3 protein-coding genes are annotated in these 26,254 nt (G+C 70.9%); all 3 read right to left on the bottom strand.

The annotated features are described in order from the left end of the window. Nucleotide 1: 1 nt before the first annotated feature. Nucleotides 2-3,985, bottom strand: coding sequence for a type I polyketide synthase (locus SH922_RS37040; protein WP_393062914.1), 3,984 nt, complete (start codon nt 3,983-3,985; stop codon nt 2-4). Next, nucleotides 3,982-15,177: a type I polyketide synthase gene (locus tag SH922_RS37035; RefSeq protein ID WP_393063801.1), complete on the bottom strand. Its 11,196-nt coding sequence runs from the start codon at nt 15,175-15,177 to the stop codon at nt 3,982-3,984. The genes SH922_RS37040 and SH922_RS37035 overlap by 4 nt, the downstream gene beginning before the upstream one ends. An 88-nt stretch (nt 15,178-15,265) precedes the next feature. After that, entirely contained in the window at nt 15,266-26,182 is a 10,917-nt protein-coding gene (locus SH922_RS37030; RefSeq protein WP_393063800.1) for a type I polyketide synthase, read from the bottom strand. Nucleotides 26,183-26,254 lie beyond the last annotated feature (72 nt).

Here is a 26,254-nt window from a genome sequence, read left to right as displayed (position 1 = left end):
GTCACCTCCCGGTCAGCCAGTGCTCGACACACTGGGCGGTTGGACGTGCTGCTTCCTGAATCATGGAGAGGTGGTCCGCCGCGACCTCCACGGCGTCGTGCGCGAGCGGCCACTGAGCGCGGCCGGCCCCCACGGGGTCGCCCGCGAGCCCGTGCCCGGCTGCGACGAACAGAGTCGGTGCCTGTACGGCTCCGGGCCGCCAGTCGTCGAACAGTCGCAGGTGGCGAGCCATGGCCGTGAGTTCGGTGTCCCCGACCCGTAGCTCGCCCTCCCCTGGCGCGTACATCGCCGTCAGGAGGGCCGACTGGATGCCCGCGAGGCCGGTGCTTCCCGGCAGGTGCGAGTCGAGCAGGACCACACCCGCCGGGCCGTCTCCAGTACGTTCCAGATGTTCGGCCACGGCGTGCGCGAGCCAGCCTCCGGAGGAGTAGCCGACCAGTACGAAGCCGCTGCCGCCGGACACGCAACGCAGGACCGCCGCGGCCCGGTCCGCGACGAGTTCGGCTGTCGTGGCGGGCAGGGGCTCACCGGGGGCGAACCCCGGGTGCGGCAGCACCGACACGTCGCGAACCTTCCTGAAACCGGCCGCGATCCGGGCGAACTGGAAGACGTTGGAGGGCGCGACCAGGGACGGAAGGCACACCAGCGCGGGAGCCGTTCCGCCGCGGGCGAAGACCACCGGCTCGAGTCGGGTCGTCCCGCCGCGCGTCGGCCGCAACTCGGCTGCAGCGGCGAGCAGATCGAATCCTGCGGCGATCCGGCCGGTGGCGCAGGCGGTTCGGAACAGGGGCAGCAGAGCGTGCGTCTCCTCGGGCACCGAAGGCTGCGGCTGCTCAGGTACGGCGTCCCCGGTGTCGGGCGCGTCGGTGGTGCTGAGGTCGTCCAGCGCCGAGAACTCTGCCAGCAGGTACTTGGCGAGCGGTCGGGCTGCCGCGTGGTCGAACACCAGGGTCGGCGGCAGTACGAGGCCCGTCACCGCGCAGAGCTTCCGCCAAAGCTCCACCGCCGTCAGTGAGTCGAAGCCCAACTCGGACAACGGCTGGTCGGCGTCCGTGTTCTCGTCGTCGGCGTAGTCCAGCACCAGGGCGATCTGTGTCCGTACCCCGTTCAGCAGAATGTGCTCCCACTCCGCAGGATCCGCCGCGATCAATTCCTGCCGCAGAGGACAGCGTTCGGTCTTCGACGCTCGCTCGGGCTCCGGCTGCTGCCATTCGGCAAGTGAGGCGGTGCCGTCGAGCCAGTAGCGGGTGCGTTGGAAGGCGTAGGTGGGGAGGTCGACGGTCCTGGCGCCGGTGTCGGTGAAGAGTGCGGACCAGTCGACGGACTGTCCCTGCACGAAGAGGGACGCGAGAGCGGACACAGCGGTACGGGGCTCGTCACGGCCGGACCGCAGCATGGGCACGCAACCGGGAACCAGAGCCGACAGCACCCCATCCGGCCCCAGTTCGGTGAAGGCGGTGATTCCCTCGTCGTTCATGGCCTCGGCGACGTCCGCGAACCGGACGGGCTCACGGACATGCCGCACCCAGAACTCGGGATCACACAGCTCACCTGCGGTGGCGAGGCGGCCAGTGAGAGCGGAGACCACCGGGATACGCGGTTCGTTGAAGTCAACCTGCCGCAGGACGGCCCGGAAGTCGTCCAGCATCGGGTCCATCAGAAGCGAGTGGAACGCATGACTGACCCCCAGCCGCTTCGTCTTACGACCCCACCCCGCCACCGACTCGGACACCGCAACAACCGCAGCCTCCACACCCGAAACCACCACCGCCTCAGGCCCGTTCACAGCCGCAATACCCACACCCACCGAACCGTCCAGCAGCCCAAGCACCTCACCCTCCGACGCCTGCAGAGCCACCATCGCCCCACCCGACGGCAACACACCCATCAACCGACCCCGAGCAGCAACCACCCGCACCGCATCCGACAAAGACCACACACCCGCCACATACGCAGCAGCGAGCTCACCCACCGAGTGCCCCGCCACCGCGCCAGGCACCACACCCCACGACTTCGCCAGCGCGAACAGCGCCACCTCCACCGCGAACAACGCAGGCTGCGCCCACTCCGTACGATCCAACACCCCCACAGGACCCTCGAACATCACCTCACGCAACGACCCACCCGACAACTCATCAAACGCCCCACACACCTCATCCAACACATCAGCAAACACCGGGAACGCCTCGTACAACCCCCGCCCCATCCCCACACGCTGCGCACCCTGACCCGTGAACAACACAGCCACACCACCGACACCCGCCACACCCGTGGTGACGGAAGACGACACCTCACCACGAGCCAGCGCCGCCAGACCCTCAACCAGCCCATCCCGCCCGTCACCCACCACAACCGCACGATGCTCGAACACCGAACGCGTCCCCACCAACGACGCACCCACATCCACCACCGACAACCCCAGGTCACCCTCGACCCGCGCCAGCAACCGCCCGGCCTGCGCCCGCAAACCCTCCACCGAACGCCCCGACACCACCCACGGCACCGCAACCGGCACCACCACCGGGCCCTCGCCCGACGACGACGGCAACGCCGGAGCCTCCTCCACAATCACGTGCGCATTCGTCCCACTCGCCCCGAACGCCGAGACTCCGGCCCTCCGCAGGCCGTCCCCGCCCGGCCGGGCCTCCCAGGGCCGCGCCTCGGTCAACAGCTCCACGCCACCCGCGGACCAGTCCACCTCCGGCGTCGGCTCCCCCACGTGCAGGGTGGCGGGGAGTATCCCGTGCTGGAGCGCCAGCACCATCTTGATCACGCCCGCCACCCCGGCGGCTGCCTGCGTGTGTCCGATGTTCGACTTCAACGACCCGACCAGCAACGGGTGTTCGGCCGGGCGGTCCTGCCCGTACGTGGCCAGCAGCGCCTGTGCCTCGATCGGATCACCGAGCCGCGTCCCCGTACCATGCGCCTCCACGGCGTCCACGTCCGCCGCGGACAAGCCCGCACTCGCCAACGCCTGCCGGATAACCCGCTGTTGAGAGGGACCATTCGGCGCCGTCAGCCCGTTCGACGCACCGTCCTGATTCACCGCCGAACCCCGCACCACCGCCAGCACCCGGCGACCGTGCCGCCGGGCATCCGACAGCCGCTCAAGTACCAGCACCCCGATACCTTCGGAGAATCCGGTGCCGTCGGCGTCCTCGGAGAAGGAGCGGCAGCGGCCGTCCGGTGACAGGCCGCGCTGGCGGCTGAAGACCTGGAGCATGCCTGGGGTGGCCATCACGGTGGCGCCGCCTGCCAGGGCGAGCGAGCACTCCCCCGCACGCAACGCCTGAGCGGCCATGTGCAGGGCGACGAGCGAGGAGGAGCAGGCCGTGTCCGCGGTCACCGCCGGGCCTTCGAGGCCGAAGGTGTACGAGAGGCGGCCGGAGATGACGCTGCCTACGTTGGCGGTGAGGAAGTACCCCTCCAGGCCATGGGGGTTGCGGGTCAGCAGTTCGCCGTAGTCCTGCATGCTGGAGCCCAGGAAGACGCCGGTGGGGGCGGAGCGGAGCGTGGCCGGGACGATGCCGGCGCGTTCGAATGCCTCCCAGGAGGTTTCCAGCAGGAGCCGCTGCTGCGGGTCCATGGCCAGCGCCTCGCGCGGGGAGATGCGGAAGAACCGCGGATCGAAGTCGGCCACAGCCGAGAGGAAGCCGCCCTCACGGGCATAACAGGTGCCCCAGCGGTCAGGGTCCGGGTCGTAGAGCGCCTCGGTGTCCCAGCCGCGGTCGTCGGGGAACGCCTCGATGACGTCGGCCCCTTCGACCAGCAGGTCCCACAGCGCCTCGGGGGTGTCGGCGTGCCCGGGATAGCGGCATGCCATGCCCACGACTGCTATGGGTTCCGCCTGTCGGGCCTCCAACTCGGTCACTCGCTTGCGGGTTTGGACTAGATCGGCGGTAACCCACTTCAGGTAGTCGCGCAACTTCTGCTCGTTCTCGGTGTCTTCCATCGGAACCCCTCCCTTCCGGTCCGGAATCGTCACTGGTCTTTCCCGAGTTCCCGGTTGATGAATGCGAAGATCTCGTCGTCCGAGGCGGACCGGAGCTGTTCGGCCGAGTCCTCGCCGTCGGTGACGACCGGTTCCGCACCGCCGAGGCCACCTCCTTCGGCTCCGCCGACACCGTCGGCTTCCGTGGCGCCGACACGGGCCAGGAGGAACTGCAGACGGGCGGCGATCCGGGCACGGTCCCCGTCCTCGACGGCGGTCGCGACCAGGGATTCCAGCCGGTCGATGCCTGCCAGCGCGTCCTGGAGTCCGCCGGCGTCCGTCGGCGCACCACCCACCTCGCCAAGCAGGTGGGCGGACAAAGTGCTGGGGCTCGGGTGGTCGAAGACGACGGTGGCGGGCAGCGCGAGGCCCGTGACGGCCTTGAGCCGGTTGCGGAGCTCGACCGCGGTCAGCGAATCGAACCCGATCTCCCGGAAGGCGCGTTCGGCGTCGACCGCTTCCGGGGATGCGTACCCGAGGACGGCCGCGACCTGGGTGCGTACCAGTTCGAGTACGGCCTTGGGCCGGGCGTCGGGCGACAGACCGGTGAGAGTTTGCCGCCATGAGCCGTCGTCGGCGGTGGCCGGGGCCGTCCCGTCGCCGGCCCGCAGCGCCACGACCTCCGGCAGATCGCTCAGGAGGGGACTTGGCCGGTGCAGGGTGAACGCGGGGAAGAACCGGTCCCAGGCGACGTCGGCGACGACGATCGCCGTCTCCTCGTCCGCGAGGGCCTGTTCGAGCGCGGTGACAGCGAGGTCCGGATCCATGGCGAGGACGCCGCCGCGTCGCAACTGCCGTGCCCGCTCGTCGCTGAGCATGCCGTCGCCCCACGAGCCCCAGGCCACGGAGGTGGCACGGCGACCGGCGGCATGGCGTCGTCGGGCCAGTGCGTCGAGATAGGCGTTGGCCGCCGAGTAGTGTGCCTGGCCCCCACTCCCCCAGACGCCGGCGATGGAGGAGAAGAGGACGAAGCCGTCGAGCGAGTCGCCCAGCAGTTCGTCGAGGTGCCGGGCGCCGAGCACCTTCGCGGCGAGCACGTCGGCGAAGTCGGCCGGGGGCAACTCCGCGAACGCTCCGTACGCGGAGACGCCCGCAGTGTGCAGGACCGTGCGCACCGGGTCACCCTGGGCTGCCAGGCCGTCGACCAGGGCGGCGACCGATTCACGGTCGGTCAGGTCGCAGGCGGTGACGGTCACCCGGCAGCCGGTGGCGGCGATATCCGCCGCCAACTCCGTTGCCCCGGGCGCCTCTTCGCCGCTACGACTGGCCAGGACCACGTGATCGGCGCCGCCGGCCGCCGCCCACCGGGCCATCCGGGCGCCCAGCGCGCCCGTACCGCCGGTGATGAGCACCGTGCCCTTGGGCGTCCAGGAGGCGGGCGGCCGTCCACCGCGCGGGCTGCGGACCAGGCGCCGGGCGAAGACGCCGGAGTCGCGTACCGCGAGCTGGTCCTCGGCTCCGTCCTGTGGCACAGAGGTCCGGGTCAGCAGCCCGAGCAGCAGCCCTACGGCCCGAGGTGTCGGGGCCGGCGGCAGATCGACGAGGCCGCCCCAGCGCCCGGCGTGTTCCAGTGCCGCCACCCGGCCGAGCCCCCAGGTGAGGGCCTGGGCGGCGCCGGTGGACCGGTCGCCGGAGCCGACCGATACCGCGCCGCGGGTGAGGCACCACAGCGGGGCTGTCTCGCCGATGTCTCCGAGCGCCTGCACCAGCGCCATGGTGATCGCGGCGCCGACCGGCGTCGCCCGGAGGTCCGGGTGGTCACGGGTGTCCAGGGCGGCCAACGAAAGGATCCCGTCGAGGGGTTCGCCGGCTGCCGCGTCCCGCACCCGCCGAGCGAGGTCGGTCCGGTCTGCGCCGTGTTCGGGAAGAGCGAGCGTACGGATCTGCGCTCCGGCCACGCTCAGCGCTTCCGGGACTGCGGCAGCCCACGCGTCCCCTCCGGCGTCAGCGGGGACCACCACGAGCCAGCGGCCGGTTGCCTTGGAGGCGCGGTTACCGGGCAGCGCCCGCCAGGTCTCGCGGTAGCGCCAACCGTCCACGGCGGAGTGGGTCCGACGTTGCTGCCGCCAGGACGAAAGAGCCGGTAGTACGGTGCTCAGCGCGCCGTCGCCGGGCACCTTGAGCGTGTCGGCGAGCGCGCCGAGGTCACCGTCCTCGACGGCCTGCCAGAACTCCGACTCCGCCGGGTCGACACCGCCCTGTGCGATCTCCGCGGGCGCGGCCTCGGGCCAGTAGTGCTGGTGCTGGAAGGGGTAGGTGGGGAGCGCAACGGTTCGGGCGCCGGTTCCGGTGAACAGGGGTTTCCAGTCGACGGGGACGCCGTGGACGTGGAGTTGGGCGGCCGAGAGGAGGAAGCGGTCGAGTCCGCCCTCGTCCCGGCGCAGGGTGCCGGTGCTGACCGCGTGCGTGCCGGTGTCCTCGCAGGTCTCCTGGATGCCCAGGGTCAGCACCGGATGCGGACTCGCCTCCACGAAGACGGTATGGCCGTCGGCGAGCAGAGCTCGCGTCGCGTCCTCGAACCGCACCGTCTGCCGCAGATTCCGATACCAGTACGCCGCGTCGAGTGTGGTCGTGTCGACCACCCCACCCGTCACCGCGGAGTAGAAGGCGACATCACTGCTCAGAGGCGTGATAGGGGCCAACAGATCCAGGAGCTCATCCTCGATGGCTTCCACATGTACCGAATGGGAGGCGTAATCCACCGGGAGACGCTTGGCCCGCACACCCCTGTCCGCCAAATCCGCCAGCAGTTCATCGAGCGCCTGCCCATCACCGGAAACAACCGTCGAGGACGGGCCGTTCACCACCGCAACGGACAACGCCGACCCCCACCGCCCCAACAACTCACCGACCTCCACAGCCGGCAAAGCCACCGACGCCATACCCCCAAGCCCCGACAACACCAAAATCGCCCGGCTCCGCAACACCACCACCCGAGCCGCATCCTCCAACGACAACGCACCCGCCACACACGCCGCCGCGATCTCACCCTGCGAATGACCCACCACAGCCGCCGGCACCACACCCACCGAAGCCCACAACGCCGACAACGACACCATCACCGCAAACAACACCGGCTGCACCACATCCACCCGCTCCAACAACGGAGCACCCTCCACACCCCGCACCACATCCAACAACGACCAACCCGTCAACGCATCCAACACCTCAGCACACTCCACCAACCGAGCAGCAAACACCGGCGACGACCCCAACAAACCCGCCGCCATCCCCACCCACTGCCCACCCTGACCCGGAAAAACAAACACCACCCGACCAGATGAACCCTGAAGCGAACCCTGAACCGTCCCCACCGCCGAAACGCCAGCCGCCAGAGCCTCCAGACCAGCCATCAGTGCCTCGGTGCCGGCGCCCACCACCACCGCCCGGTGATCAAGGACCGCCCGGGAGGACAACAGCGACAGTCCGAGGTCGGCGGGGGTCGCGTCGCCCTCCTGCACCCGGTTGAGCAACCGCGCCGCCTGGGCGCGCAGCGCGGGCTCGGACCGGGCGGACAGTGTCCACGGCACGACTGCGGAAGGTGCGGTCACCGGTTCCGCCGGGGCGACGGGCTCCGGGTCGGGCGCCTGCTCGATGATGACGTGCGCGTTGGTGCCGCTGACGCCGAAGGCCGAGACCGCGGCGCGGCGCGGCGCACCGGTCTCCGGCCAGGCGCGCGTCTGTGTGAGCACCTGGACCGCCCCCGAGGACCAGTCGACCTCGGCAGTCACCTCGTCGGCGTGCAGGGTCTTCGGCAGGACGCCGTGCCGCAGCGCCAGCACGGTCTTGATGACGCCGGCGACCCCGGCGGCGGCCTGCGTGTGCCCGATGTTCGACTTCAACGACCCCAGCCACAACGGCTGGTCGTCGGACCTCTCCTGCCCGTACGTGGCCATCAGGGCCTGCGCCTCGATCGGGTCGCCCAGCCGGGTCCCGGTGCCGTGCGCCTCCACCACGTCGACCTCGGCCGCGGACAGCCCGGCGTTCGCCAACGCCTGCCGGATGACCCGCTGCTGGGAAGGACCGTTGGGTGCCGTCAGGCCGTTCGACGCACCGTCCTGGTTGACCGCCGAGCCGCGTACGACCGCGAGCACCTGATGTCCGTTGCGCTGGGCGTCGGACAGCCGCTCGACCACCAGCATGCCGACGCCTTCAGCCCACGCGGTGCCGTCGGCGCCCGCGCCGAACGCCTTGCAACGGCCGTCGGGCGACAGGCCGCGCTGGCGGCTGAACTCGACGAAGAGGTCAGGGGTGGACAGCACCGCGACGCCTCCGACCAGCGCCATGGAGCACTCTCCCGAGCGCAGCGCCTGCCCGGCCAGATGCAGTGCGACCAGCGACGACGAGCACGCGGTGTCCACGGTCACGGCCGGCCCCTCCAGGCCGAAGGAGTACGCGAGGCGTCCGGACAGGACGCTGCCGGTGCTGCCGGTGAGCAGGTAACCCTCGTAGTCCTGGGCGGCGCGGGCCAGGACCGAGGAGTAGGTCTGGCCGCTGGCGCCGACGAAGACGCCGGCTCCGGTCCCGCGCATTCCCTCCGGGTCGATCCCGGCGTCCTCCAGCGCTTCCCACGCGGCCTCCAGCAGCAGGCGCTGCTGCGGGTCCATGGAAATGGCCTCGCGGGGGGAGATGCCGAAGAAGCCGGCGTCGAAGCCTGCCGCGTCGTTCAGGAAGCCGCCTTCCCGGGCATAGGTCGTGCCGGGCTGGTCGGGGTCGGGGTCGTAGAGCGCCTCGGTGTCCCAGCCGCGGTCGGCCGGGAAGCCGGAGATCGCGTCGGCACCGGAGGCGACCAGTTGCCAGAGGCGCTCCGGGGATTCCGCCCCGCCGGGGAATCGACAGGCCATGCCGACCACGGCGAGCGGTTCGCCGAGGTCTGCCGAGCCATGGACCGGCTCGGCGGCTGCGCGCTGCGGCTCCTGCTCCGCGTCGGAGCCGAGGACGTCGGCCAGGATGCGGGCGGCCAGTGCCTGTGGCGTCGGGTGGTCGAACACGAGAGTCGCGGGGAGCCTCGCGCCGGTCTCGGTGTTGAGCCGGTTGCGCAACTCCACGGCGGTCAGCGAGTCGAAGCCCATTTCCTTGAAGGCACGGTCGGGTTGAACCGCTGCGGCGGCGCCGTGTCCCAGCACCGCGGACGCCTGAGCCCGCACCGTGGCGAGCACCTGGTCCAGCCGTTCGTCCGCCGGCAGCGCGAGGAGCTTGCGCCTTAGAGCTTCGGCGCCCTTGGCGCCAGACCTTGCGGCACCGGCCCGACGGGCGGGGGCCCGGACGAGGCTGCGCAGCACCTCGGGCACTGGTCCTTCCGAGCGGCGGAGGGCCGCCAGGTCGAGACGGGCCGGAACCAGGGCGGCGTCACCGTGGTCGAGCGAGGCGTCGAAGAGCGCGAGACCCTCGGCCTCGGACAGGGGCACCAGGCCGCCGCGGCTCATCCGCTGCCGGTCGGCATGGCTCAGTTCGGCGGTCATGCCGTCGGCCTGGGCCCACAGGCCCCAGGCCATGGAGACGGCCGGCAGGCCCTGAGCCCTGCGGTGCTGGGCGAGTGCGTCGAGGAAGGTGTTGGCCGCCGCGTAGCTGCCCTGCCCGGCGGCGCCGAAGGTGGCCGCGGCTGAGCTGAACAGCGCGAAGACGGACAGGGGTTGGTGCAGGGTCAGTTCGTGCAGGTGCCAGGCGGCGTCGAGCTTCGGCCGGAGGACTGCGTCGACCCGCTCGGGGGTCAGCGCGTCGACGACGCCGTCGTCCAGAACGCCGGCGGCCTGGACCACGCCCGTCAGCGGGCCGTCCGCGGTGATCGTGTCGATGAGCCGACGGACCTCGTCCCGGTCGGCCAGATCGCAGGCCACGAGCTCGGCCTGCGCTCCCATGTCGGCCATTTCCCGGGCAAGTTCGGCGGCTCCAGGTGCCTGCGGACCGCTGCGGCTGACGAGTACGAGCCGCCGTACACCGTGTTCCCGTACGAGATGCCGGGCGATCAGGCCGCCGAGCGACCCGGTGGCTCCGGTCAGCAGGACGGTGCCGTCGGCGACGGCCGGCGGCAGGGTGAGGACGACCTTGCCGATGTGCTTGGCCTGGCTGATGTGGCGGAAGGCGGCCACTGCCTGCCGTACGTCCCAGCTGCGGACGGGCAGCGGTCGGAGGGCGCCCGCCCCGAACAGGGTGACGATCTCCGCCAGCATCTGCCCGATCCGGTCCGGTCCGGCCTCCAGCATGTCGAAGGCCAGGTAGTGCACGCCGGGGTGCGCGGCGGCGACCTCCTCCGGGTGCCGCTTGTCGGTCTTCCCCATCTCCAGGAAGCGGCCGCCGTCGCCGAGCAGGTGCAGCGACGCGTCGACGTACTCCCCTGCGAGGGAGTTCAGTACGACGTCCATCCCGCGCTCGCCGGCCTCGGCGGCAAACCGATCGGCGAACTCCAGGCTGCGCGAGGACGCGATCCGGTTCTCGGCAACGCCGAGGGAACGGACTGTGTCCCACTTGTGCGGGCTCGCGGTGCCGAACACCTCCGCCCCGAGGTGGCCGGCCAGTTGGGCAGCCGCCATGCCTACGCCTCCGGCCGCTGAGTGGATCAGCACGCGCTCGCCCGGGCGTAGTCCCGCGAGGTCCACCAGACCGTAGTAGGCGGTCAGGAAGACCACCGGGACGGCGGCGGCATCGGTGTACGACCAGTCGTCGGGGATGCGGGCCAGTACTCGGTGGTCCGTCACCACGGTCGGTCCGATCGTCCCGTAGAACAGACCCATTACCCGGTCCCCGGGGGCGAGCCGGGTCACTCCGGGGCCGACGCCGAGGACGACACCGGCCCCTTCTGCACCGATCCGCGCCTCGCCCGGGTACATGCCCAACGCGATCATCACGTCACGGAAGTTGAGTCCGCCGGCCCGGACGCCGACCCGTACCTCGCCCTCCTTGAGCGGTGCCTCGGCGGCGGGGTACGGGGTGAGGACGAGGTTGTCCTCCAGCGTGCCTCGTCCGAGGGATTCGAGCCGCCATGCCGATGCCCCGGGCAGCGGGAGGTTCACGTCCGCGACTGCGCGTGCCAGCCGTGGCACCAGTACGCGGCCGCCTCGTATCGCGGTCTCCGCTTCGCCGGCCGACGAGGCCGCCACCGCGACCCGTATCGCGTCGGGCGTCAGCTCGTCGACGTCGGCCAGCAGGAACCGGTCCGGGTTCTCCCGCAGTGCGGACCGCACCAGACCGCGGACAGGGGCGCGTTCGAGATCCAGCACGTCCTCGTCCCGGCCGACCGCGACCGCCCGCCGGGTCAGCACCATGAGCCTGGCCGCGGCGAAGCGTTCGTCCGCCAGCCACTCCTGCACGACTGCCAGCGCGTCGTGCACACTGTGGTGCGCTTCCGCGACGGCGAAGCCGGCGGGCGTGGTGCTCGATGCGAGGGGTACGACCACGCAGGGCGGCACCGGAGTGTCGGCGTCGACGGCCTCACGCAGGCGATCAAGATCGGCGTAGGCCGGAATGCCGGTGCGGGCGGCGGTGCGGGTGAGGGCGTCACCGGCGCCGAGAAGGGCGTACGAGGCCGCCTCGGCGGATTCCGGCAGGTCACGTTCGGTCCAGTCCACGCGGTAGAGCGCGTCGTGCACTCCTGTGCCCGCGGTGCGGAACTGGTCGGCGGTGATCGGACGCAAGGCCAACGCGTCGATGGAGACGACCGGTTGACCGGCCGGGTCGGCGGCGACCAGGGAGAGCGTGTCGGGGCCGGTCCTGGTCAGCCGGACCCGTAGCGCTGTGGCTCCCCAGGCGTGGACCGTGGCGCCGCGCCAGGAGAAGGGCAGCCTGCCGGTGGGGTCGTCGCCCAGCAGTTCGCCCGCGCCGATGGCATGCAGGGCCGAGTCCAGTAGGGCGGGGTGAAGGGCGAACGACGCGGCCGCCGAATGCTGTTCGACCGGCAACTCCACCTCGGCGAAGACGTCGTCCCCGTTCTTCCAGACCATCCGCAGTCCCTGGAACGCGGGCCCGTAGGCGAAACCAGCGCCCGCCAGCCGTTCGTAGGCCCCTTCGGTCTCCACGGGCACCGCACCGGCTGGCGGCCATACCGTCCAGTCCAGATCCTCTGCGGGGTCCTGCCGGTCGGCCGCGAGGGTGCCGGTCGCGTGCTGAACCCAGCCGGCGGACTCGTCATCGGTCCCGGCGTCGGCGCGAGAATAGACGGATATCTCGCGACGGCCGCTGTCGTCCGGGGCACCGACGACCACCTGGATCTGCACGTCATCGCGGTCCGGCAGCACGAGCGGTGCCTGCAGTGTCAGCTCTTCGACACCGCCGCCCCAGCGCTCCCCTATCCATGAGGCCAGCTCGACGAAGGCCGTCCCGGGCACCAGCACCGTGTCCAGTACCGCGTGATCGGCCAGCCATCCGTGCGACCGCCGGGACAGCCGGCCCGACACGACGAGACCGCCCGCACCGACCAGTTCGACGACGGCACCCACGAACGGATGGCCCGTCGAGGCGCCGCCGGATGTCGCCTCGAGCCAGTAGCGGGTGCGCTGGAAGGCGTAGGTGGGGAGTTCGACGGTCCTGGCGCCGGTGTCGGTGAAGAGCGCGGACCAGTCGACGGACTGTCCCTGCACGAAGAGGGACGCGAGAGCGGACACAGCGGTACGGGGCTCGTCACGGCCGGACCGCAGCATGGGCACGCAACCGGGAACCAGAGCCGACAGCACCCCATCCGGCCCCAGTTCGGTGAAAGCGGTCACGCCCTCAGCACGCATCACATCGGCAACGTCCGCGAACCGGACGGGCTCACGGACATGCCGCACCCAGAACTCGGGATCACACAGCTCACCTGCGGTGGCGAGGCGGCCAGTGAGAGCGGAGATCACCGGAAGCGTGGGCTCATTGAACTCAACCGTATCCAGGACGGCCCGGAAGTCGTCCAGCATCGGGTCCATCAACAGCGAGTGGAACGCATGACTGACCACCAGCCGCTTCGTCTTACGACCCCACCCCGCCACCGACTCGGACACCGCAACAACGGCAGCCTCCACACCCGAAACCACCACCGCCTCAGGCCCGTTCACAGCCGCAATACCCACACCCACCGAACCGTCCAGCAGCCCAAGCACCTCACCCTCCGACGCCTGCAGAGCCACCATCGCCCCACCCGACGGCAACGCACCCATCAGCCGGCCCCGAGCAGCAACCACCCGCACCGCATCCGACAAGGACCACACACCCGCCACATACGCAGCAGCGAGCTCACCGATCGAATGCCCCGCAACAAGCTCCGGACGCACACCCCAGGACTCCGCCAGCGCGAACAGCGCCACCTCCACCGCGAACAACGCAGGCTGCGCCCACTCCGTCCGGTCCAACACCCCCGCAGGACCCTCGAACATCACCTCACGCAACGACCCACCCGACAACTCATCAAACGCCCCACACACCTCATCCAACACATCAGCAAACACCGGGAACGCCTCGTACAACCCCCGCCCCATCCCCACACGCTGCGCACCCTGACCCGTGAACAACACACCCACACCACCGGCCGGCCCGGAAGCACCTTCATCGGCTATCACCGACGCCGAAGGCTCCCCGGCCGCCAGCCCCGCCAGGCCCCCCAGCAGCTCCTCACGCCCACCACCGACCACAACCGCCCGGTGCTCGAACACCGAACGCGTCCCCACCAACGACGCACCCACATCCACCACCGACAGCCCCAGGTCACCCTCGACCCGCGCCAGCAACCGCCCGGCCTGCGCCCGCAAACCCTCCACCGAACGCCCCGACACCACCCACGGCACCGCAACCGGCACCACCACCGGGCCCTCGCCCGACGACGACGGCAACGCCGGAGCCTCCTCCACAATCACGTGCGCATTCGTCCCACTGATTCCGAAGGAGGACACACCCGCCCGCCGCGGGCGACCCTCGACCTCTTCCCAGGCCCGCGCCTCGGTCAACAGCTCCACAGCGCCCGCGGTCCAGTCCACCTGTGGCGTCGGCTCATCCACGTGCAGGGTCTGCGGCAGAGTGCGATGCTGCAACGCCATGACCATCTTGATCACGCCCGCCACCCCGGCGGCAGCCTGCGTGTGTCCGATGTTCGACTTCAACGAACCCAGCCACAAGGGCTTCTCGGCCGACCGCCCCTGACCGTAGGTCGCCAGCAGCGCCTGCGCCTCGATCGGATCACCGAGCCGCGTCCCCGTACCATGCGCCTCCACAGCATCCACGTCCGCCGCGGACAAGCCCGCACTCGCCAACGCCTGCCGGATAACCCGCTGTTGAGAGGGACCATTCGGCGCCGTCAGCCCGTTCGACGCACCGTCCTGATTCACCGCCGAACCCCGCACCACCGCCAGCACCCGGCGACCGTGCCGCCGGGCATCCGACAGCCGCTCCACCACGAGCACGCCGACGCCTTCGCCCCAGCCGACGCCGTCCGCGCCGGCGGCGAACGCCTTGGAGCGCCCGTCGGGGGCAAGGCCTCGCTGGCGGCTGAACTCCATGAGCACGCCGGGTGCCGCCATGACGGCGACCCCGCCGACCAGGGCGAGCGAGCAGTCGCCGGAGCGGAGGGAGCGAGCGGCCAGGTGGAGGGCGACGAGGGAGGACGAGCAGGCGGTGTCCAGGGTGACCGCCGGGCCTTCGAGGCCAAGGGTGTAGGAGATCCGGCCGGACATCACGCTGGGGGTGTTGCCGGTCATCAGGTAGCCGGCGACCTCGTCGGGGGCCTGGGTGAGAGGTGGGGCGTAGTCCCAGGTGTTGGAGCCGACGAAGACGCCGGTGCGGCTGTTGCGCAGCGAGTGCGGGTCGATGCCCGCCCGCTCCAGCGCCTCCCACGACGTCTCCAGCAGCAGCCGCTGCTGCGGGTCCATGCCCAGCGCCTCACGCGGCGAGATGCCGAAGAAGCCCGCGTCGAAGTCGCCGAGGTCCTCCAGGAAGGAGCCCTCTCGGGTGCCGATGGAGCCGGGCCGGGTGAGTTCCGGGTCGTAGAGGTCTTCCACGTCCCAGCCACGGTCGGTCGGGATCCGGGCCGCCGCGTCGGTGCCGGTGGAGACGAGACGCCAGAGGTCTTCAGGGGAGCGGACGCCGGCCGGGAAGCGGCAGGCAATGCCGGAAATCGCGATCGGTTCGGCGGCCTGGGACTCCAGTTCCGCAACGCGTTCGCGGGACTGGACCAGGTCGGCGGTGACCCACTTCAGGTATTCGCGGAGCTTCTCTTCGTTTTCCATCAGTGCGTCACTCTCTCCACCAGGCGGGATTCCGTCGCGAACTCGGCTCGTTCCGGGGCGGCCCGTGCAGCGGGCCGCCCCGGCGCAGGCGCTAGTTCGATTGGTTCGACTTGCCGAGTTCCTTGTTGATGAAGTCGAAGATCTCGTCGTCGGACGCGGCATCGAGCTTCTGCGTCGATGCCGTGGGGCCGTTCTCGGGCGCCGGGATGCCGATCTTCGCCATGATCTCCCGGGAGCGGAGCATGAGTTGGGGTTGGGCTTCCTGGTCGGCGGCGAATGCGTCGAGGACGGCTTCGAGGCGGTCGAACTCCGCGAGGACGGAGGCGACCGTCGGCGTCTCGTCCGGGACGAGTTGCCCCCGCAGATAGCCGGCCAGGGCGGCGGAGGTCGGATAGTCGAAGATGAGCGTGGCGGGCAGCCTCAGGCCGGTCGCAGTGTTGAGCCGGTTGCGTAGTTCCACGGAGGCCAGCGAGTCGAAGCCCAGCTCCTTGAAGGCCCGTTCTGCCGCGACTCCGTTGGGTGAGACATGGCCGAGGACCGTGGCGGCCTGTGCCCGTACCAGCGTGGTAAGGAGGCGGTCCTGCTCTGCCTGCGACAGTCCGGTCAGGCGGTCGGCCAGGTTGTCCGGAATCTCGGCGGGGTCCGCGGCCCGGGTGGCCGTGGCGGTGCGCAGGGCCCGCACCTCGGGCAGGTCACCGATCAGGGGCCGGGCCCGGCCGCGGTGCACCTCGGCGACAAAGCGCCGCCAGTCGACGTCGATGATGGTGAGGAACGGTTCGTCCTCGCGGAGGGCCTGGGCCATGACGTCGATCGCGGCCTCCGGGTCCATGGGGCGGATGCCGCGGCGCTTGATCCGTTCCTCGTTCGTCCCCAGCGTTGCCATGCCGTCGCCGCCCCACATGCCCCAGCCCAGCGCGGTGCCGGCGAGGCCGCGGGCGCGGCGCTGCTGGACCAGCGAGTCGAGGTAGGTGTTGCCTGCGGCGTAGCTGGCCTGGCCGGCGGAGCCGAGGACGCCGGAGACGGACGAGAACAGCACGAAGGCCGACAGGTCGAGGTGTTCCGTGAGTTCGTGCAGGTTGAACGCGGCGTCGATCTTCGGCCGCAGGACGGTGTCCATGTCGTCGTACGTGAGGGCGTCCACCACGCCGTCACGGGAGACGCCCGCGACGTGGAAGACAGCGGTGAGAGGTTCGTCGGCCGGCAGCGAGGCGAGCAGGTCGGCCAGTTGGGTGCGGTCGGCGATGTCACAGGCCGCGAAGGTGGCGTTCACCCCGAAGGCCTCGAGTTCGGCCTTGAGTTCCCTCGCTCCGGGCGCTGCTTCGCCGCTTCGGCTGGTGAGGACGATCCGCGTGGCACCGTTGGTGGCGAGCCAGCGGGCGACGTGGCCGCCGAGGGCACCGGTGCCGCCTGTGACCAGCACGGTGCCGTGGGGTGTCCAGGCACGATCGGTGGCCGGTCCGCCGGCCGGGGCGCGGTTAAGCCGGCGGACGAATACGCCGGAGTCGCGGATGGCGACCTGGTCCTCGTCGCGGTCGGCGCTGAGGATGTCGGTGAGCCGGGCCAGGGCGCGTTCGGTCGGTTCGGCGGGGAGGTCGACGAGGCCGCCCCACTGTTCGGGCTGTTCCAGGGCGACGACCCGGCCGAGCCCCCAGACAGCGGACTGTACGGGGTTGGTGAGCCGGTCGGTCGAGGTCGCCGCGGCTGCGTCCTGGGTGGCGCACCAGACGGGTGCCTGAATCCCGGCGGTGTCGAGGGCCTGGATCAGGGTGACCGAGTGGGCGAGGCCGAGCGGGACGGCACCGTGCTCGGGATGCCTGCGCTCGTCGAGGGCGAGCCAGGAGAGCACGCCGGTGACGGGCACGTTGTCCGCCGCCTCCTTGAGGCGTGCGGCGAGCTCGGCGCGGTCGAGATCGGTCTCGTCCACGAGGACCTGCCGGACGGTGGCGCCGCGCCCGCTCAGCGCGGTCGCGGAGGCTCGTACCCAGGCGTTCTTGGCGTGCACGGCCGGAATGGCCAGCAGCCAGGTGCCGGACAGCGTGCCGTCGGGGGTGTCGCCGACAGGTGCCCAGTCGATCCGGTAGCGCCACGCGTCCGTCCCGGCCGACTCGTCGCCCAGCGCCTGCCGGGCCTGGGCCAGTTGGTCTGCGGCGACCGGGCGGGCGACCAGGGACGCGACCGACGCGACCGGCCGCCCGGTGGCGTCCGTCACGGCGACGGTCACCTCCTCCTTGCCTGTCCGGTGGAAGTGGACGCGCAGCGCCGCGGGGCCGGCGGTGTGCAGTCGCACTCCGTTCCAGGAGAAGGGCAGTACGGCGGTGCTGTCCTCGCCGTGCAGGGCGAGGACGGAGGCGTGGAGCGCGGAGTCCAGCAGGGCGGGGTGGATCTCGTACGCGGTCGCGGTGGCGCTCACGTCCTCGGGCAGAGCGACCTCGGCGAAGACGTCGTCGCCGCGCTGCCAGGCCCTGCGCAGGCCCTGGAAGGCCGGGCCGTAGCCGTACCCGAGCGCGGTGAAGCGCTCGTACATGCCGGCCACGGGCAGTTCGTCGGCGTCGGCAGGTGGCCAGGTCATCAACTCGTCGTAGGTGGGCTCCTCCTGGTTGTTCGCGGTGCCGAGGGATCCCATGGCGTGCCGTGTCCAGGCGCGGTCCCCGTCCGGGCCGGGGGTGTCGGGCCGCGAGTGGACCGCGATCTCCGAATACCCCGACGCGTCCTGCCGGCCGACGACCACCTGCACCTGGATGGCGCCGCGTTCGGGTAGCACCAGCGGTGCGTGCAGGGTGAGTTCCTCGATACGGTCGGCGCCGATCTGGCGAGCGGCCCGGGCGGCCAGCTCCACGAATCCGGTGCCCGGCAGCAGCACGGTGTCCAGGACCGCGTGATCGGCCAGCCAGGGCTGGGACTCCAGCGAGATGCGCCCGGTGAGCACGGCGCCTGCCCCGTCCGCGAGGCCGACTTCGGCGCCGAGCAGGGGGTGGTTCGCGTCGGCGAGCCCGGCTCCGGCGAGGTCGCCGGTGAGGCGGTGCGCGGGCGGCTGGAGCCAGTAGCGCTGTCGCTGGAAGGGGTACGTGGGAAGGTCGATGGTCCGGGCGCCGGTGGCTTCGAAGAGCGAGGACCAGTCGATCCGTGTTCCGTGGACGTGGAGTTGGGCGGCCGAGAGGAGGAAGCGGTCGAGTCCGCCCTCGTCCCGGCGCAGGGAACCGGTGAACACCACATCGACACCCGCGGCCTCAGCGCTCTCCTGCACACCCACCGCGAGCACCGGATGCGGACTCGCCTCCACGAAGACGGTGTAACCATCAGCCAACAGAGCGCGCGTCGCGTCCTCGAACCGCACCGTCTGCCGCAGATTCCGATACCAATACGCCGCGTCCAACGAACTCGTGTCGACCGGTTCGCCGGTCACCGTCGAATAGAACGCAACACCACTCGACACCGGCACGACCGACGCCAGCACCCGCGACAACTCATCCTCGATGGCTTCCACATGTACCGAATGGGAGGCGTAATCCACCGGCAGACGCTTGGCCCGCACACCCCTGGCCGCCAAATCCGCCAGCAGTTCATCGAGCGCCTGCCCATCACCGGAAACAACCGTCGAGGACGGGCCGTTCACCACCGCAACGGACAACGCCGACCCCCACCGCCCCAACAACTCACCGACCTCCACAGCCGGCAAAGCCACCGACGCCATACCCCCAAGCCCCGACAACACCAAAATCGCCCGGCTCCGCAACACCACCACCCGAGCCGCATCCTCCAACGACAACGCACCCGCCACACACGCCGCCGCGATCTCACCCTGCGAATGACCCACCACAGCCGCCGGCACCACACCCACCGAAGCCCACAACGCCGACAACGACACCATCACCGCAAACAACACCGGCTGCACCACATCCACCCGCTCCAACAACGGAGCACCCTCCACACCCCGCACCACATCCAACAACGACCAACCCGTCAACGCATCCAACACCTCAGCACACTCCACCAACCGAGCAGCAAACACCGGCGACGACCCCAACAAACCCGCCGCCATCCCCACCCACTGCCCACCCTGACCAGGAAAAACAAACACCACCCGACCAGATGAACCCTGAACCGTCCCCACCGCCGAAACGCCAGCCGCCAGAGCCTCCAGACCAGCCGCCAAATCGACCGCGCCAGACCCCACGACCACCGCCCGGTGATCGAGCAGGGACCGCTGAGTGATCAGTGACAGCGCGATGTCCGCCACGGGAACGCCGGACTCCACCACGGACTGCAGCCGACGCGCCTGGGCTCGTACCGCGGCCTCGGACTTCGCCGACAGCAGGAGAGGCACGGCCGTCAGGTCGGGCTGTTCCGCATCGTGTTCGGGGCCCGTGAGCGCAAGGGCCCTATGCGTCACAGGTTCCGGGGCCTGCTCGATCAACACGTGGGCGTTGGTTCCGCTGACCCCGAAGGAGGAGATCCCGGCCCGGCGCGGCCGGCCGTCGGTGTCCCACGGGCGTGCCTCGGTCAGCAACTCCACGGCGCCCTCGGTCCAGTCGACCTGTGGTGTCGGTTCCGTGACGTGCAGGGTCTTCGGCAAGGTGCCGTGTTGCAGCGCCATCACCATCTTGATCACGCCGCCCACTCCGGCGGCGGCCTGCGTGTGCCCGATGTTCGACTTCAACGACCCCAGCCACAACGGCCGGTCCGCCGGCCGGCCTTGCCCGTACGTCGCCAGCACGGCCTGGGCCTCGATCGGATCGCCCAGCCGGGTCCCGGTGCCGTGCGCCTCCACCACGTCGACCTGGTCAGCGGAGAGGCCCGCACTGGCGAGGGCCTGCCGGATGACCCGTTGCTGCGAAGGGCCGTTCGGCGCGGTGAGGCCGTTGGACGCGCCGTCCTGGTTGACCGCCGAGCCGCGTACGACCGCGAGCACCCGGTGGCCGTTGCGGCGGGCGTCCGACAGCCGCTCCACCAGCAGCACCCCGACACCTTCCGACCAGCCCGTACCGTCCGCGTCCGCCGAGAACGCCTTGCACCGGCCGTCTGCCGACAACCCGCGCTGGCGGCTGAACTCCACGAACAGCGTCGGGGTGGACATCACCGCGGCTCCGCCGACGAGCGCCATGGAGCACTCGCCACCGCGGAGGGCCTGGGCGGCCAGGTGCAGGGCGACCAGGGAGGACGAGCACGCCGTGTCGACCGTCACGGCAGAGCCCTCGAAGCCGTACGCGTACGAGAGGCGACCGGAGATGACGCTGGCCGAGCCGCCGGTCAGCAGGTAGCCCTCGTAGTCCTGGGGGGACTCGGCGAGCAGGGCCGCGTAGTCCTGGCCGTTCGCGCCGACGAAGACGCCTGTGCGGCTGCCGCGGAGTGTGTCGGGGTCGATCCCGGCGCGTTCGAGGGCTTCCCAGGAAGTCTCCAGGAGCAGCCGCTGCTGAGGGTCCATGCCCAGTGCCTCGCGGGGCGAAATCCCGAAGAAGGCGGGGTCGAACTGGTCGAGGTCGTGGAGGAAGCCGCCTTCGCGGGTGTAGGTCTTCCCGGTCCGCTCGGGGTCGGGGTCGTAGAGGTCGGCGAGGTCCCAGCCGCGGTTCGCGGGGAAGCCGGAGATGCCGTCGGCGCCCGCGGACAGCATCTGCCACAGTTCCTCGGGGGTCGTGACGCCGCCGGGGAAGCGGCAGGCCATGCCGATGATCGCGACCGGGTCGTTGCCGAGCGGGACCGGGGCCGTGACCTGGGCGGCGGGTGCGGCAGTTTCCTCGCCGAGCACGTCCGCGAGGATGCGGCGGGCCATCACCTGGGGGGTGGGATAGTCGAAGACGAGTGTGGCTGGAAGCCGGAGCCCGGTCTCGTCGGTCAGCCGGTTGCGCAGCTCGACCGCGGTCAGCGAGTCGAAGCCGGCTTCCTGGAAGGCCCGGCCCGGGTCCACGGCGGTGACGGAGCTGTGGCCGAGGACGTCCGCGACGTGCCCGCACACGAGGGCGAGCACCGCGGGTTCGCGGTCTTCGGCGGGCAGCGCGACGAGCCGGCGGCGCAGGCTTTGGGTGCCCTCGGTTCCGCGCTTGGCGACCGTGCGGGCCGCCGGACGTACCAGGCGCCGGAGCAGCGCGGGGATGTTGCCGTTCTGCCGTACGGACGCCAAGTCCATTTGAACAGGCACCAGTTGAGGCTGGTCATGGGCGACGAACGCCGCGTCGAACAGAGCCAGTCCTTCTTCGGTGGACAGCGCGATGACGCCGCCACGTGCCGCTCGGCGGCGGTCGGTGTCGGTGAGCTGCCCGGTGAGCGCGCTGGCCTCGCTCCACAGGCCCCAGGCGAGGGACACCGCGGGCAGCCCGTGCGCGTGCCGGTGCTGCGCCAGCGCGTCGAGGTACGCGTTCGCCGCCGCGTATCCGGCCTGGCCGGCGCCACCGAGGACGGCTGCCGCGGAAGAGAACAGCACGAAGGCCGCGAGGTCCGTGTCGCGCGTCAGCTCGTGCAGATTCAGCGCGGCGTCCGCTTTGGGGCGGAACACTGTGTCGAGCCGGTCGGGGGTCAGCGAGTCCAGCACGCCGTCGTCCAGTACACCGGCGGCATGGACCACGGCGGTGAGCGGCGCCCCGGCGGGAATCGTCGCCAGGGAGGCGGCGAGTGCGTCGCGGTCGGCGGCGTCACAGGCCACCACCATCGCGTCGGCTCCCAGTTCGGCCAGCTCCGCCACGAGCCCGGCGGCGCTCGGAGCCGCCATACCCTGACGGCTGGTCAGCAGCAGCTTACGGACGCCGTGTTCTCGTACCAGGTGGCGCGCGACCAAGCCACCGAGCGTCCCGGTTCCTCCGGTGATCAGCACGGTGCCGGTCGGGTCGAGCCCCGGCTCACCGGCGGGTGCCGAGCCCTTGGCGCGGACGAGCCGCGGGACGAGTACGCCGTCGTCCCGGAAGGCGGCCTGAGGCTCGTTCGCGGCCAGGAGAGCGGGCAGCAGGTGAGCTGCCGTCGGCGCGTCTCCTGTGCGGTCGACGACGATAAACCGTCCCGGCTGCTCGGTCTGCGCCGAGCGCAGCAGTCCCCACGCGGCGGCCAGGGCAAGGTCGGGCACGTCCTCGTCAGGGCGTGCGGCGACCGCCCCGCGGGTCAGCAGCACCAGCCGGGAGCCGTCGAACTGCGCCGACTCCAGGAATCGTTGGGCCAGTTCCAGCACCTCGCGCGTCGCCGCTGTCGGCTCTTCGCCGATCGTGGGCCGGCAGGCGTGGACGACCACGTCAGGGACCGTCGCCCCGGCGGCAGCCGCCGCGGCCAAGGCGTCGAGGTCGTCGTACGTCTCCGTCCGGCAGTTCGCCGCTCGGAGTCCGGCGGCCGTCCCGGTGGCATCCTCGCCGAGTACGACCCACAGGCCCGCCGCCTCTGTCGGCTGCTTCCGCAGCGGAAGGGCCACCCAGTCCGTTCGGAACAGGGAGTCCGGGCCCCGGTCGCGGGCCGCGTCGAGCTGTTCGGCGGAGACGGGCCGCAGGACGAGGGCTTCGATGGTGGCGACGGGTTGGCCCGTCGGGTCGGCGGCGACCAGGGAGAGCGTGTCGGGGCCGGTCCTGGTCAGCCGGACCCGTAGCGCGGAGGCTCCCCAGGCGTGGATGTCGGCGCCCTGCCAGGAGAACGGCAGCCGTGCCTGGGCGCCGTCGTCCCCGAAGAGGTCGCTCAGCCCCACCGCGTGCAGGGTCGCGTCGAGCAGCGCCGGGTGCAGGGCGAAGGCCGATGCCGCGGAGTGCTGTTCGCCGGGCAGCTCCACCTCGGCGAAGACGTCGTCCTCGGTGCGCCATACCGCCCGGAGGCCCTGGAACGCCGGCCCATAGCCGTGACCGGTCTCGGCCAGCCGCTCGTACGCCCTTTCGGTGTCGACCACGACGGCGTGCGCGGGGGGCCACTGGGTGAACAGGTCGTCCGGTCGCGGCAGCACGTCCCCGCTCTGCCGTAGGACACCGGTCGCGTTCTGCGTCCACGCCTTCGGCTCCTCGAACGTCTCGGTGGCCGCCGGTCCGGGCCGCGAACTGATGCTGATGTCGCGTCGACCGGTGTCGTCGGGGGATCCGACTATCACCTGGATCTGGACGTCACCACGCTCGGGCAGCAGGAGCGGAGCAGCCAGCGTCAGTTCCTCGACACCGCCGCCGCCCCAGCGCTCCCCTATCCACGAGGCCAGCTCGACGAAGGCCGTCCCGGGCACCAGCACCGTGTCCAGTACCGCGTGATCGGCCAGCCATGCGTGCGAGCGCCGGGACAGCCGCCCGGACACCACCACACCGCCCGGTTCGGCCAGCTCCACAACCGCACCCACGAATGGGTGGCCCAGCGTGACCAGGCCCGCGTCCGCTGTAGCGGGTCCCGCATCGAGCCAGAAACGCTCGCGTTGGAAGGCGTAGGTGGGGAGGTCGACGGTCCTGGCGCCGGTGTCGGTGAAGAGCGCGGACCAGTCGACGGACTGTCCCTGCACGAAGAGGGACGCGAGAGCGGACACAGCGGTACGGGGCTCGTCACGGCCGGACCGCAGCATGGGCACGCAACCGGGCACGAGAGCCGACAGCACCCCATCCGGCCCCAGTTCGGTGAAAGCGGTGATTCCCTCGTCGTTCATGGCCTCGGCGACGTCCGCGAACCGGACGGGCTCACGGACATGCCGCACCCAGAACTCGGGATCACACAGCTCACCTGCGGTGGCGAGGCGGCCAGTGAGAGCGGACACCACCGGGATACGCGGTTCGTTGAAGTCAACCTGCCGCAGGACGGCCCGGAAGTCGTCCAGCATCGGGTCCATCAGAAGCGAGTGGAACGCATGGCTGACCACCAGCCGCTTCGTCTTGCGACCCCACCCGGCCACGGACTCGGACACCGCAACAACCGCAGCCTCCACACCCGAAACCACCACCGCCTCAGGCCCGTTCACAGCCGCAATACCCACACCCACCGAACCGTCCAGCAGCCCAAGCACCTCACCCTCCGACGCCTGCAGAGCCACCATCGCCCCACCCGACGGCAACACACCCATCAGCCGGCCCCGAGCAGCAACCACCCGCACCGCATCCGACAAAGACCACACACCCGCCACATACGCAGCAGCGAGCTCGCCCACCGAATGCCCCGCAACAAGCTCCGGACGCACACCCCACGACTCCGCCAGCGCGAACAGCGCCACCTCCACCGCGAACAACGCAGGCTGCGCCCACTCCGTACGGTCCAACACCCCCGCAGGACCCTCGAACATCACCTCACGCAACGACCCACCCAACAACTCATCAAACGCCCCACACACCTCATCCAACACATCAGCAAACACCGGGAACGCCTCATACAACCCCCGCCCCATCCCCACACGCTGCGCACCCTGACCTGTGAACAACACACCCACACCACCGGCCGGCCCAGCAGCCGCCCCCGTGATCACCGACGCCGAAGGCTCCCCGGCCGCCAGCCCCGCCAGGCCCCCCAGCAGCTCCTCACGCCCACCACCCACCACAACCGCACGGTGCTCGAACACCGAACGCGTCCCCACCAACGACGCACCCACATCCACCACCGACAACCCCAGGTCACCCTCGACCCGCGCCAGCAACCGCCCGGCCTGCGCCCGCAAACCCTCCACCGAACGCCCCGACACCACCCACGGCACCGCAACCGGCACCACCACCGGGCCCTCGCCCGACGACGACGGCAACGCCGGAGCCTCCTCCACAATCACGTGCGCATTCGTCCCACTGATTCCGAAGGAGGACACACCCGCCCGCCGCGGGCGACCCTCGACCTCTTCCCAGGCCCGCGCCTCGGTCAACAGCTCCACAGCGCCCGCGGTCCAGTCCACCTGTGGCGTCGGCTCATCCACGTGCAGGGTCTGCGGCAGAGTGCGATGCTGCAACGCCATGACCATCTTGATCACGCCCGCCACCCCGGCGGCAGCCTGGGCGTGACCGATGTTCGACTTCAACGACCCCAACCACAGCGGCCGGCCCGCAGGTCGTTCCTTCCCGTACGTGGCCAGCAGCGCCTGCGCCTCGATCGGATCACCGAGTGGCGTACCGGTGCCGTGGCCCTCGACCACGTCCACGTCACCCGCGGACAGCCCCGCACTCGCCAACGCCTGTCGGATAACCCGCTGTTGAGAGGGACCATTGGGTGCGGTGAAGCCGTTCGACGCGCCGTCCTGGTTCATCGCCGAACCGCTCAGCACGGCCAGTACCCGGTGGCCGTTGCGGCGGGCGTCCGACAGCCGCTCGACCAGCAGCATGCCGACGCCTTCGCCCCAGCCGGCGCCGTCGGCGTCGGCGGCGAAGGACTTGCAGCGGCCCTCCGGCGACAAGCCGCGCTGGCGGCTGAACTCGACGAAGGGGCCAGGGGTCGCCATCACGGAGACACCACCGGCGAGCGCGAGCGAGCACTCGCCCGCGCGCAGGGACTGGGCGGCCAGGTGCAGGGCGACCAAGGAGGACGAGCAGGCGGTGTCGACGGTCACCGCGGGGCCGACCAGACCCAGGTTGTAGGCGACGCGGCCGGACGCGACGCTGCCCGCACTGCCGTGCAGCAGGTAGCCCTCGAAGCCGTCGGGGATGTGGCGGAAGCGCTGGGCGTAGTCGCCGTACATCACCCCGGCGTAGACCCCGACCGGAGCGTCCTTGACCGACTGGGGGCGGATGCCGGCCTGTTCGAAGGCTTCCCAGGAGGTCTCAAGCAGCAGCCGCTGCTGAACGTCCACGGCCAGGGCCTCCCGTGGGCTCATACCGAAGAAGGCCGCGTCGAAGTCGGCCGCGTCGTGAAGGAAGCCGCCCTCGCGAACGTAGCTCTTGCCCTGACGGTCGGGGTCGGGGTCGTACAGCTCCTCGTTCCAGCCACGGTCGGTCGGGAAGTCGGTGATGGCGTCGGTGCCGTCGGAGACGAGCCGCCACAGGTCGTCCGGGGACTGGACGCCGCCGGGGAAGCGGCAGGCCATGCCGACGATCGCGATGGGCTCGCGGGTGTTCTGTTCGAGTTCCTGCAGACGGTGGCGCGTCTGGTAGAGGTCGGCCGTGACTTTCTTCAGGTACGAAACGAGCTTCTGGTCGTTCTCCATCGCTGATGCCCCACTCAGTCCGCTCGGTTGATTGACGGCCGA

This window comes from Streptomyces sp. LN549, assembly GCF_043203805.1.
In the GTDB taxonomy this organism is placed as follows: Bacteria; Actinomycetota; Actinomycetes; order Streptomycetales; family Streptomycetaceae; genus Streptomyces.
The sequence above is the reverse complement of the archived record's forward strand: the minus strand, read 5'-3'. Positions and strand labels throughout refer to the sequence as shown.